Consider the following 12,557-nt stretch of genomic DNA (forward strand, 5'->3'; position numbering starts at 1 on the left):
ATGCTTCAAACCATCCACAGGAAGAGCGGAACCAGGAGAGGAATAATCCCCCGGCTCACAGCGTCCTCGCTGTTGTGTATTCCAAAGGAACCTCAACCCACCGGAACAACCCGGCAGGTCGAGGTATCAACATATCTGGCGTTGACTTTTGGCACGCTGTTGAGTTCTCAAGGAACGGACGCTTCCTTCAAAACCGTCTCACGGGTTTCTCCGGACGTTTGCCCTTTCGGTGTCTCCGACTCTATCAGATGGTTTCTGACCGGAGTTCGGAGTGCTTCTCCCGCGAGAATTCCGTGACCGGATTTCTCGGTTCGAGGCGAGGAAGAATCTAACTGTTGCTGCCGAGTCTGTCCAACTCTGGGCAACCGTTCGAATCCAGTGCCCACAGGGAGCCGCTGCAACGGCTTTTCCGGGGCGGACAGGACAGTAGCAGGTCCCCGGTGTCCCACGCACATCACGCGACGGTCGGCAGCTGGGCGGGCCGGTCCGATGCCGCGATGTCGCCTGTTTCTCCTGTCCTCGCCGCCCGACGGCCCACCACGTACACGTAGACAAGGAAGGCGAGTTCGGCGAGCACGCCGATCAGGACGCGCGCCCACGTGGGAAGACCCGATGGGGTGACGAAGGCTTCGATCAGCCCCGAGACGAGGAGTACGGCCGCGAGTCCGATGGCCATGCCGATGGCCGAACGCCCCTCCTGCTCCAGTGCGGTCCGTCGGCTTCGCGGGCCCGGGTCGATCACCGTCCACCCGAGACGGAGCCCCGTACCGGCGGCCACGAAGACGGCCGTCAGCTCCAGCAGGCCGTGTGGGAGGAGAAGTCCGAGGAACGTGTCGAGACGGTCGGCGGAACCCATGAGTCCCAGTCCGACGCCGAGGTTGAGGACGTTCTGGAAGAGAACCCAGAGCACTGGAAGTCCGAGAAACGCGCCGAAGACGAGACAGATGGCGGCGGCCTGAGCGTTGTTCGTCCAGACCTGCGCGGCGAAGGATGTCGCCGGGTGGCTCGAGTAGTACGCCTCGTATTGGCCACCCGCTCGTGTCATCTCGCGCAGCTGGTCCGGGGCGGCGATGGTGGCGCGCACTTCCGGGTGGGTGCCGATCCACCAGGCGATGAGAGTGGCGAGAACGGTGGACAGCAGGGCGGTCGGCACCCACCAGTTGCGGGACCTGTAGACGGCTGCGGGAAAACCCGCCGCGAAGAAGTGTGCGGCATCGCGCCAGGTGGCCGTGCGCGCTCCTGTGACGGCGCTCCTGGCCCGGGCCACGAGGTGGGTGAGCCGGTCGGTGACGGCCGGGTCCGGCGCACTCGACCGGATTTGCGAGAGGTGCGTGGCGGCGCGTTGGTAGAGCGTGACGAGTTCGTCCGTCTCCGGGCCGGTCAGACGGCGGTGGCGGCGCAGCAGCTCGTCCAGGCGTTCCCAGTCGGCACGGTGGGCCGAGACGAACACATCCAGGTCCATGGGGAGAGCTTGGCAGAACGCCAGGCGGATCGTCGTACTGGGAGACTGGGTGAGGCGTGACCGGGCGAGACAGGTCACACAGAGCGCCGAGGGAGCGAGGGTGGTGCGCGGTGAGTGAGTTGATCACGGGTGACGCGGTCGTGCTGGGACTGCGTCCTGCCCGGCTGCCGAGCAGAGCACTGGCCGTCTGCCTGGACCTGTTGCTCGCATGGGTCGTCTACATCGCGCTGACGCTGGCTCTGTCCGCGGCCACGGCGTCACTCGACGCTGCGGCTTTCGCGGCCGTACAGGTGGCGCTTTTTCTGCTCGTCCTGGTCGGGGTTCCGATCGCCGTCGAGACGCTGACCCATGGCCGGTCCGTGGGGAAGCTCGCCGCCGGTCTCCGGGTCGTACGGGAGGACGGCGGGCCGATCCGCTTCCGGCATGCGCTGGTGCGTGGGGCGATCGGCGTGGTGGAGATCCAGGTGCTGTTCGGACTCGTCGCCTGTACGGCCTCCCTGGTGTCCGTACGAGGACGGCGTCTCGGCGACGTGTTCGCCGGAACGCTGGTGGTGCGCGAACGGGTGCCTGTGCCGAAAGGGATGTCCGTGCCGCCCCCACCTGCATGGCTCGCTGGAGAGTTCGCCGCGCTTGACCTGTCGCGCGTGCCGGATCAGCTGTGGCTGTCCGTACGGCAGTACCTGATGCGTGCCGCCCAGCTGGATCCCGCCGTGAGCCGTTCGCTGTCCGAGCGGCTGGCCGACGACGTCACGGCCTGGACCGGTGCGCCGGCACCGCAAGGGATGTCAGCGGCTGTCTATCTGGCCGGTGTGGTGGCCGAGCGCCGGCGGCGAGAAGAAGAACGGTTCTTCCCCGCGTGGTCCGGCACGGGTGCGGCTGCTGAGGGAACGGCGGCGGCGCGCCTCCCCGTCTCCTCGGACGGTCCGGTCGCTCCGGAGTCGGTCCAGGCGGACAGTCCCGGCCCTGTGCACACCCCGAACCATCCGGACGGCTCGAACAGTGCGCCGCGCGGGGGCGGCGGCTCGGACCACCGACGCGGCACCTCGGAAACGCCCTCCGCCGGCCACGGTGAAGGGCCGACGACGCCTCGGGGTACCGGGTTCGTCCCGCCCACGTAGTCGGAACCCGGCGAGAGCCACCAGTCCCCCGGAGCCCGCGGCTCACATCCGCGGACGCAGTTCGTGACTCCCGATGCGTGACTCCCGTTGCGTGACTGCTGATGCGTGGCTCGCTGTTCAGGGCCGGCGGTTCGCTGTTCGCGGTTTCCGGTTCCCCGTCCGGGGCTCCCGGTTCCGCGAATGTCTCCGCTGAAGCGGCTCCGCGCGTGAGCCGGCCCGCACGCGCTCACGGCGATGGCGCCGTGTACGCCCACGGCAGTCGTGGACTCTGTCTACGACGGTGGCGCCGCGAAGGTCGACGGCGGCGATTCGAGGTCCTCCAGCTCGATGCCGGGTGCCGCGAGCACCACGTCACCGGCGAGGTGCACGGCGTGCTGCTCCCCTGTCTCCAGGTCGTTGACCTGGTAGTTCTCCACGATGAGGGGGGCGTTGTCAGTGGCGTGTGCTTCGCTGTTCTCCAGTGCCCAGGACTGGTCGAGAGTGCGAGGTGCGAGGACGGGGGGTGTGAAAGCGACGAGACGTACGCGGGTGGCCCGGTCGCCGGGGGCCGGCCGCAGCAGTCGGGACGTCGCGACGAGGAATGCGGGGGAAGCCCCGGTGAAGGAGTGCGCGGCGGCGTTGCCCTCCTGGGCTCGCTCGCCGGCCGGGTCGGAGCGGACCCAGGTGACGCCGTCCAGTGCCGCTCCGCGGACCTGCCAGCCGGCCGCGTGCATTTCGAGCCGGAGAGGGCGGCCGAGCTCGTCGAGGGTGAGGTCGACAGAGCCCGCGTGCTCACCGGTGGGGGTGGTGAGTTGTGAGACGTAGCGCCAGCCGGAGGGGCCGGTGGCGCAGTGGAAGTGTTCTTCGCCGAGAAAGGAGTGATCGTGCGGATCGTGCAGCGAATAGCGGCCGCGGGGCATGGGCGGTTTCCAGGGTCGGTGCGGTGACGGGGCGCTTCTCCCGGTGACGCGGAGAGGGCCGACGCCCGGACACCTCCCCGCTCGCCCAGGGTAGGCGGCTTCGACTCGGCCTCTTCGCGCGGCCGGCCCTGACACCTTTCCGGCTCCGGAGCATGCAGGCCCGCCCTTCGCGAACAGGGCCCGGGACCCGCTGCGCCCCGCCGCACCGAAGCACAGCGGGGCGCGCCGCACCGAGGTACAACGAGGCGCTGGACGCCCCGCACCGAGGTACAGCGGGACGCCGGCACCGGCCTGGCCGGGCATGCCGTGCCAGGCCGGTGGGTCGGGTCAGTAGCGGTAGTGGTCCGGCTTGTACGGGCCCTCGACCGGGACGCCGATGTAGGCGGCCTGCTCCGGGCGGAGCGTGGTCAGCTTGACGCCGAGCGCGTCGAGGTGGAGGCGCGCGACCTTCTCGTCGAGGTGCTTGGGCAGGACGTAGACGTCGGTCGGGTACGACTCGGGCTTGGTGAACAGCTCGATCTGGGCGATCGTCTGGTTCGCGAAGCTGTTGGACATCACGAAGGACGGGTGTCCCGTGGCGTTGCCCAGGTTCAGCAGGCGGCCCTCGGACAGGACGATGAGGGTCTTGCCGTCCGGCCAGGTCCAGGTGTGGACCTGCGGCTTGACCTCGTCCTTGACGATGCCGTCGATGGCGGCGAGGCCGGCCATGTCGATCTCGTTGTCGAAGTGGCCGATGTTGCCGACGATGGCCTGGTGCTTCATCTTGGCCATGTCCGAGGCCATGATGATGTCCTTGTTGCCCGTGGTGGTGACGAAGATGTCGGCGGTCTCGACCGCGTCGTCCAGGGTCACCACCTGGTAGCCGTCCATCGCCGCCTGCAGGGCGCAGATCGGGTCGACCTCGGTGATCAGGACGCGGGCGCCCTGGCCGCGCAGGGACTCGGCGCAGCCCTTGCCGACGTCGCCGTAGCCGCAGACGAGGGCGACCTTGCCGCCGATGAGGACATCGGTGGCCCGGTTGATGCCGTCGACCAGGGAGTGGCGGCAGCCGTACTTGTTGTCGAACTTCGACTTGGTGACGGAGTCGTTGACATTGATCGCCGGGAAGAGCAGCGATCCCGCCTGGTGCATCTCGTAGAGGCGGTGGACGCCGGTGGTGGTCTCCTCCGTGACGCCGCGGATCTCCGAGGCGAGCTGCGTCCACTTCTGGGCGTTCTCGGAGAGGGTCCGGTTGAGGAGCTGGAGGATGACGCGGTGCTCGTCGTTCTCAGCGGTGTCGACGGAGGGGGCCGCTCCGGCCTTCTCGTACTCGACTCCCTTGTGCACCAGGAGGGTGGCGTCGCCACCGTCGTCAAGGATCATGTTCGGGCCGCCGGTGGGCGTGTTCGGCCAGGTGAGGGCCTGCTCCGTGCACCACCAGTACTCCTCCAGGGTCTCGCCCTTCCAGGCGAAGACCGGGACGCCCTGCGGGTTGTCCGGGGTGCCGTCGCGGCCGACAGCGACGGCGGCGGCGGCGTGGTCCTGGGTGGAGAAGATGTTGCAGGAGGCCCAGCGGACCTCCGCGCCGAGGGCGACGAGGGTTTCGATGAGCACGGCCGTCTGAACGGTCATGTGCAGGGAGCCGGTGACGCGGGCGCCGGCGAGCGGCTTGTCCGCGGCGTACTCCTTGCGGATCGCCATCAGGCCGGGCATCTCATGCTCGGCCAGCGTGATCTCCTTGCGGCCGAAAGCGGCCAGCGAGAGGTCCGCGACCTTGAAGTCCTGGCCGGTCGTGGAGGTCGTCGTCATGTGCGAGCTGCTCCTCGATGTCGAGATATGGGCTGACTGGTCCGTGCTGCGGCGCGGGACGGCGGTGGCGCCGACGGCGCGGTGCGCGCTGTCGTCACCGGACACACTCGTCCCCTGCTCGCAGCTCAGTCCGTCGGAGGCCCTCTCTCCCTCGGTGGCCCGTCGTGCGGGCTCTCCCGACCGCCATCAGCAGCGACGTCTGACCCTACGAATTTACACCGCCTGTCCAGGGGACCGGATCGGCGCCGTCGTCAGCAAGTACGGCTCGGGGTCGGATTTCGGCCGCTTGCGTTCTTGTCGCTCCGGCTGGTTCTGTGCAGCCTGCGGCCTCTACGACCGCCTGTGCGACCGCGTCGGCCGTCGGGCACCGCTCGGGCGCAGGCGACGTGTGAGCGTCTGCGCTACGGCGGCCCGTCCGGCGTACGCGTCCGCGGCTCGACCGGGCGCCGCGCGCGACTGCGACCGTGACGGCTGAACGGCTGTCGCTTCGCGGTCCTCGGGGTGCCTCGTCGTCCGGCGTGACGCCTCGTGAGTGCGGCGGGACGCGGTTCGCGCCAGGGGCTCGGCCCGGTTGCGGGAGTGTGCGGCCGGGCTGCGGGAGTGAGCGGCTCGGCCGGGCCGCGCGAGCTGGGAGCGTTCCGGTCGCGGCCGTCACTGCGACTGCGGCGGCGTCAGAACCACCCTCCACATACCGGCTGATCTAGGAGTTCCACGTGACCAGTCCTGTCGATCCACGCGACGGAGCGTCGCCTTCGTCCGAGTCGGGGCGGAAACTGCTGGCCGTGACCGCGTGTCCCACCGGTATCGCGCACACGTACATGGCGGCGGAGAAACTGACCAAAGCGGCCGAAGCCCGTGGAATCTCCATGAAGGTGGAGACTCAGGGCTCCATCGGGGCCGAGAACGTACTGTCTGACAACGATGTCACCTCCGCCGACGGCATCATCGTCGCCGCCGACAAGGACGTGGACCTCAGCCGGTTCGCCGGCAAACGGGTTCTGGTCGCCGGGGTGGCGGACGGGGTCAGCGACCCGGACGGCCTCATCGACCGCGTACACCAGGCCCCTGTGCACCAGGGCGGGATATCCGCCGCTGCCTCCGGAGGCAGCGGCGACGCCCAGGGCGGCGAGGAGAGCGAGGGCGGCGGCCCAGGCAGCCGGAACGGCGGCGGGCACGGGCGCGGTGGCACGGGCACGGGTTCGGGCGCCGGTGGCGGCGGTTCCCGCGGCTCCGGGTCCGCGGAAGCCGCGGGAGCCGGACCGGGGCCCGCGGGAGCGAAGAGCCGGGAGCGCAGCGTCGGCTACAAGGCGCTGATGAACGGCGTGTCGTACATGATCCCGTTCGTCGTCGTCGGCGGGCTGTTGATCGCCGTCTCGCTCGCTGTCGGCGGCGATCCGCAGGCCGACGGCGGGCTGGTGATTCCGGACGGCAGCTTCTGGAAGCACCTCAACGACATCGGCACCATCGGGTTCACGCTGATGGTGCCGATCCTCTCCGGCTACATCGCCTACGCGATCGGCGACCGTCCAGCGCTGGTGCCCGGGATGATCGGAGGCTGGATCGCCAACACGGGCGAACTGTACGACTCCAAGTCGGGCGCGGGCTTCATCGGGGCGATCGTGACCGGATTCCTCGCCGGCTACCTGGTGCGCTGGATCAAGCTGGTGCCCATCTCGCGGTTCGTCCGCCCGATCATGCCGATCATCGTGATCCCGATCGTGTCGACATCGGCGCTCGGGCTGTTCTTCATCTACGTCATCGGTAAGCCGATCTCGTGGGTCTTCGAGAACCTCACCGACTTCCTCGGCAGCATGACCGGCACCAGCGCCGCGCTGCTCGGCGTGGTGCTCGGGCTGATGATCGCGTTCGACATGGGCGGCCCCGTCAACAAGACGGCGTTCCTCTTCGGCACCGGCCTGGTCTCCAAGAGCCCCGAAGTGATGGGCATGTGTGCGGCGGCCATCCCGGTGCCCCCGCTGGGCCAGGGCCTGGCAACACTGGTGCGGCGCAAGCTGTACTCGGACCAGGAGCGGGAGACGGGCCTGGCCGCCCTGTTCATGGGCTTCTTCGGCATCACGGAGGGAGCCATTCCGTTCGCCGCCGCGCGGCCCGCCCGGGTCATCCCGGCCAACATGCTCGGTGGCGCCGTGGCGGGCGGTGTCGCCGGCCTGGCGTCGGTCGGTGACAACGTGCCGCACGGCGGGCCCATCGTGGCCGTGCTCGGGGCGGTCGACGGCATCGCGATGTTCTTCCTGGCCATCGTCGTCGGTACGGCCGTGACGACGGCCACGACGGTCGGCCTGGTGACCCTCGGCGCCCGCCGCGAGGGGCGGAGCGCGAAGGCCGAGCCCTCCGCCCCGGCGGGGCCCGCCGGGTCCGCCAACGGTCCGAAGCCCACCGACGGGTCGGAATCCGCCGACCGTACGGAGGCGACCGACCGTACGGAGCCCGCCGGTGCGGAATCGACCGACGCGGAGGGGACCGACGCCGAGGCGCCAGATGAGAGCGTGCCCACCGGCGAGAACGCGCCCACCGGCGAGAGCGTGCCCGCGGCAGTAGGCAGCGTCGGTTCGGTGGGGGGCGCGGCCGTCGGTGCCCAGGCCGGGGGTGACCATGCCTCCGGTGCGCACCGGCGGGGAGCTTCGGGAGAGCCGGGCTCCGACGGGCGCGGTTCCAAGCCGCAGGTGCTCTCCGGTCATCTCACGGCGTCGACCGTCGCGGAGCGGTTGGCCGCCGGGGACAAGGAGGCCGGCATCCGGGAGATGGCCGCGCTGTTGGGACGCAGCGGCAAGGTCGCCGACGGTGAGGCGCTGGTGGAGGCGGCGCTTGCCCGGGAGGAGCAGGGCACGACGGGGCTGGGCGAGGAGATCGCCATTCCGCATGCCAAGACGGATGCGGTGTCCGCGCCGGTCGTCGGGTTCGCGCGGTCGGCGGAGGGCGTCGAATGGGGCTCGCTCGACGGGACGAAGGCGCGGCTCGTTTTCATGATCGCCGTGCCGGAGGAGGCGGCGGGAGACGAGCACCTGCGGATACTCGCGTTGCTGTCCCGCGCGTTGATGAACGAGACCTTCCGGGAGCGGCTGTTGGCGGCACCCGACAAGGAGGCGGTGTTGCGGACACTCGCCGAGATCGGGTGATGCCCGGCCCGAGGGCTCACGGGCTCATGCGCCCTGTGAGCCCGTGAGAGGAGAGGAGGCCCGCTCCGCGTGCGCGGAGCGGGCCTTATCGCGTCCGACCCTGGGCGCGGGTTCGGGAGGGGCGTCAGGCGCCCGGGCTCTTGACGTCGGACGGTTCGGCGGGCGTCGTCGGCTCCGTACCCGTGGCGCGGTAGATGTCCGGCTCCAGGTAGATGACGCGGGCGATGGGTACGGCCTCGCGGATGCGCTGTTCGGCCGCGTCGATGGCGCGGGCGATCTCGACGGCCGTGTCGTCGTGCTGCACGGCGACCTTGGCGGCGACCAGGAGCTCTTCGGGGCCGAGGTGCAGGGTGCGCATGTGGATGACGCGGGTGACGGTGTCTCCGTCGACGACGGCCGCGCGGATCTTCTCGCGTTCGGCGGGGTCGGCGGACTCGCCCAGCAGCAGCGATTTGGTCTCCACGGCCAGTACCAGCGCGATGACGACGAGGAGCGCGCCGATGCACATGGTGCCGACGCCGTCCCACACGCCGTTGCCGGTCAGCAGCGCGAGGCCGACGCCGCCGAGAGCGAGGACGAGGCCGATGAGGGCGCCGAAGTCCTCCAGCAGGACGACGGGGAGTTCGGGTGCCTTGGCGCGGCGTACGAACTGGCTCCAGCTGAGCTTCCCTCGGAGCTGATTGGACTCCTTGATGGCGGTGCGGAAGGAGAACGATTCCGCGACGATGGCGAAGACCAGGACACCCACCGGCCAGTACCAGTGCTCGACTTCGTGTGGGTGAGCGATCTTTTCGTAGCCCTCGTAGAGGGCGAAAACGCCACCCACGGTGAACAGGACGATGGAGACCAGGAAGCCGTAGATGTACCGCTCGCGGCCGTAGCCGAAGGGGTGCTCCTCGCTGGCCTCCTTCTTCGCCTTCTTGCCGCCGAGCAGCAGGAGTGCCTGGTTGCCCGAGTCGGCGACCGAGTGGACGCCTTCCGCCAGCATCGAGGCCGAGCCGCTGAAGGCCGCCGCCACGAACTTGGCGACGGCGATGGCCAGGTTGGCGCCCAGCGCGGCGACGATCGCCTTCGTTCCGCCTGATGCACTCACGTCTTCCGGGTCCTTCCTGCTGCGGATGCGGCCATCCGCACGGACAACTCCCCTGCGGTGCGGCCGCTCATGTAGGCGGCCACCGAGGCGCGTCCGTCAGACGGCCACCGTGGCGCGGAAGAGCGTACCGTCACCGGAGATCCGTACCTCCTCCCCGGCGGGCACGTAGGCGGAACGTCCCGGAGTGAGGTGCAGTTCGGCTTCCCCGCGGGCCCCGTCGGCGCCACCCCTCGGCGCGCCGCCGCCGGAGCCGGCGCCCTCACCAAAACCGGCACCCGCGCCGGAGTCCGCGCCTTCGGGGCCGTGCAGCACGGCCGTCCCCTCCGTGCACAGCAGGATCTGGGCGGCGGGCGCGTGCAGTGCGTGCGGGGTGGCGCCGGGTACGAGGGCGAAGCGGGAGAGCCTGAACTCGCCCGCGGGGGTCTCGTAGACCTCTTCGCCCGTGTGCGCGTCCGCCTCGGGACGCAGCACACCGGGGTCCGTCGGTTCGAAGCGCACGATGTGCAGCAGCTCGTCCACGTCCACGTGCTTGGGCGTGAGGCCGCAGCGCAGCACGTTGTCGGAGTTGGCCATGATCTCGACGCCGAGGCCGCTGAGGTAGGCGTGCGGGACGCCCGCCCCGAGGAAAAGTGCCTCTCCCGGGCGCAGTACCACGTGGTTGAGGAGCATGGCGGCGAGGACACCCGGGTCGCCCGGGTAGTGCCGGGCGATGTCGGCGTAGACGGCGTGCTCGGTGCTTCCTGCCGCCGCCTCGGCCGCCGCGGCGACCGTGGCGGCCATCTCGTCCTTGTCGGCCGTCAGCAGGGCGGTGAGGACCTCGCGCAGCGCGTCGGTCTCCGGGTGGGCGCGCAGGATGTCGGCGTACGGCTTGAGGCCGTCGACACCGAGGCTCTCCAGCAGCTCGGCCGCCTGGTGCGGGTGACGGAAGCCGCACAGTCCTTCGAAGGGGGTGAGTGCGCAGATCAGCTCGGGTTTGTGGTGGGCGTCCTTGTAGTTGCGGTGCGGCGCGTCCAGGGGCACTCCGCGCTCTTCCTCGTCGGCGTGGCCCGCCGCCGCCTGGGCGCTGTCGGGGTGCACCTGGAGGGAGAGAGGGGCGTCCGCCGCGAGGAGCTTGAGCAGGAAGGGCAGCCGGGGGCCGTACGCCTGCACTGTCCGCGCACCCAGTTCGCGCTCCGGTTGCGCCGCGATCACGTCGGACAGCGGCTGCGGTCCCGCTCCCCGCTCGACGCGGGAGGGCGCGCCCGGGTGGGCGCCCATCCACAGCTCGGCCTGGGGCTCCCCTGTGGGAGCCTCACCGAACAGTGCGGGCAGGGCGGTGGTGGAGCCCCAGGCGTACGGCCTGACGGTGTTCTCCAGACGATCCATGAGGTGTGCGTTCCTACTCGTGCAGTGGCTGGAAGGGCGTACCGCCGCACCGGCACGGCGTGGTGCCGGGCCGGTTCACGCCCAAGGGGAGTCGGTGTCGGCGAGCGCGAGGTAAACGGCGCAGAAATCGGCGGTGGCGATCAGTTCGGCCGCCGCCTGGAGGGGGCTGCTGCCCTCGGTCGGCTCCAGTTCGCTGAGCGGTGTGTCGTGCGCGTAGGCCAGGTCGCGGGCCGCGACGGTGGCGGAGTCGACGCCCGGGGGCGCCTCCCGCAGCAGGACGACGCGTGGGCGCAGGGTCTCTGGCTCCTCCACACGGTCGCGGAAGAAGTCGTCGCCTCCCGGACGGTAGGCGTACGGGCCCGTCAGCAGTGCCCCGTGCGCGGTCATGGCCTCGGGCAGTTCGGCGGGGAGCGCCGGCCTGCCCGGCAGTGCCGCGAAGGCCGCCGTCCAGTGGCGGGCGGCGGCGCCCGCGATGCCGCCCTCGCTCCACATCAGGGGGAGGGCACCGGCCAGTTCGACGGCCAGCGTCTTGCCGGGGTTGCTGTAGGGGGCGACGGCGGGGCCGCAGCGCTCGGCGACCTCGTCGAGCCGGTCGGCGAGCGCACCGAGTGCGGAGGGGCCGCTCTCGGTCAGCCCGAGCCGGTCGGTGAGCAGCAGCAGCGGTGCGAGGAGTGCCCAGAGGGTTCCGGGGGCGCCGACGGGCTGCCCCGCGTCGCCCGCAGGGGTGCCGTTCCCGCGCGGGGCGCCGCTTCCGCCCGCCCCCGCAGTGGCGCCGTCCTCGTCGGCTTTTCTCCCTGTGGCGCTCTCGCCGGCCGCCCGTTCCGCCACGTCCGCGCTCGAGGTGTCGCGGAACCGGTCGTCCGTGTCCTCGGCGACGGGGCGCCCGGGCATGTCGGGAGAGGCATAGATCTCGTACGGGCCGGGCGCCAGCGGCACGGCGAACCCGCGGGTCTCGCCCAACGCGTCGCTCAGCGGGGCACCCTCAGGGGTGACGGCGACGACGGCGCAGCCGCGTCGGTAGGCCTGTTCGAGCAGCGCCGTCAGGCCGGGTTCCGTTCCGTCCGGCGTGACGAGCAGCAGAAGGTCCACAGGGCCCGCCCATCCGGGCAGCGACCAGCGCAGCGCCCCGGCGGCCGTGTGCGCGCCGGAGGGGCGCAACCTCGTGACGGGAACAGCGCCTCCTGTGAGGGCACCGAGCAGGTCGGCGACGCACCCGGTCGCGGGCCCGGGGCCGGCGACCAGGAGCGCGCGGGGGCGGCCCTCCGGGCGCAGCTTCTCCAGGCCCGCCTCGGTGGCGTGCCGCAACCCCGTACGGACGCGTGCCCCGGCTTCCGCCACTCCGCGCAGCAGGCCGCGTACGTCGGCGCGGGCCAGCGCCTCGGGGGCGTCGAGGAGCGTCTCGTCGAGCATTTTCCGTAGCCTCCGATCGGCTTCCGGTTGCTTTCCGGTGGTTCCTTCGGCACGGCCGATGGGTCCTCTGGCTCGGCCGGTGATGTCGCCGGCACGGCCTGTGGGTCCTTCGGCGCTGCCGGTGGGTCCTTCAGCGCGGCCGTTGCCGTCTTCCGGTGGCCCCCGGCGCGGTGTTCCCGCCGGAGTCCCGTGTCCAGAGGGACGTCCGGGCCGGGCGCGGTGTTCCCGCCACGGTCCTGTGTCCTGCGGGACGTCCGGAAGCGCGCCGGAGAGGCCATCCGAAGA

General features: G+C 70.8%; 8 protein-coding genes. 2 read left to right on the forward strand and 6 right to left on the reverse strand.

What is annotated here, in order from left to right:
• Positions 1-454 precede the first annotated feature (454 nt).
• A complete protein-coding gene (locus tag DQ392_RS04485; RefSeq protein WP_114014163.1) occupies positions 455-1,462 on the reverse strand; it encodes a stage II sporulation protein M in 1,008 nt (335 codons plus the stop codon).
• Between the two features lie 110 nt (positions 1,463-1,572).
• On the opposite strand from DQ392_RS04485, the gene DQ392_RS04490 reads away from it, so the two are divergent.
• On the forward strand, positions 1,573-2,580 hold the full coding sequence (locus DQ392_RS04490; RefSeq protein ID WP_114014164.1) for an RDD family protein: 1,008 nt from the start codon (positions 1,573-1,575) through the stop codon (positions 2,578-2,580).
• Between the two features lie 272 nt (positions 2,581-2,852).
• On the opposite strand, the gene DQ392_RS04495 is transcribed toward DQ392_RS04490, so the two are convergent.
• Positions 2,853-3,479: a hypothetical protein gene (locus tag DQ392_RS04495; protein WP_114014165.1), complete on the reverse strand. Its 627-nt coding sequence runs from the start codon at positions 3,477-3,479 to the stop codon at positions 2,853-2,855.
• 327 nt (positions 3,480-3,806) lie between these two features.
• Positions 3,807-5,267, reverse strand: a complete 1,461-nt coding sequence (ahcY, locus tag DQ392_RS04500) for an adenosylhomocysteinase (RefSeq protein ID WP_114014166.1) — start codon at positions 5,265-5,267, stop codon at positions 3,807-3,809.
• 713 nt (positions 5,268-5,980) lie between these two features.
• On the opposite strand from ahcY, the gene DQ392_RS04505 reads away from it, so the two are divergent.
• On the forward strand, positions 5,981-8,404 hold the full coding sequence (locus tag DQ392_RS04505; protein ID WP_281272952.1) for a fructose-specific PTS transporter subunit EIIC: 2,424 nt from the start codon (positions 5,981-5,983) through the stop codon (positions 8,402-8,404).
• A 124-nt stretch (positions 8,405-8,528) separates the two neighbouring features.
• Here DQ392_RS04505 and DQ392_RS04510 read toward each other — a convergent pair whose 3' ends face one another.
• From DQ392_RS04510 to DQ392_RS04520, 3 genes are all read right to left on the reverse strand, one after another.
• Positions 8,529-9,497, reverse strand: a complete 969-nt coding sequence (locus tag DQ392_RS04510; RefSeq protein ID WP_114014167.1) for a cation diffusion facilitator family transporter — start codon at positions 9,495-9,497, stop codon at positions 8,529-8,531.
• Positions 9,498-9,593: 96 nt separating this feature from the next.
• Positions 9,594-10,862 (reverse strand): mannose-6-phosphate isomerase, class I, encoded by a 1,269-nt coding sequence (gene manA / locus DQ392_RS04515; RefSeq protein WP_114014168.1) that lies wholly within the window; start codon positions 10,860-10,862, stop codon positions 9,594-9,596.
• Positions 10,863-10,937: 75 nt separating this feature from the next.
• Positions 10,938-12,272 carry an SIS domain-containing protein gene (locus DQ392_RS04520; protein WP_114014169.1) on the reverse strand — a complete coding sequence of 445 codons (1,335 nt, stop codon included), beginning with the start codon at positions 12,270-12,272 and terminating at the stop codon, positions 10,938-10,940.
• Between the last annotated feature and the right edge of the window lie 285 nt (positions 12,273-12,557).

The organism is Streptomyces reniochalinae, from assembly GCF_003323735.1.
In the GTDB taxonomy this organism is placed as follows: domain Bacteria; phylum Actinomycetota; class Actinomycetes; order Streptomycetales; family Streptomycetaceae; genus Streptomyces; species Streptomyces reniochalinae.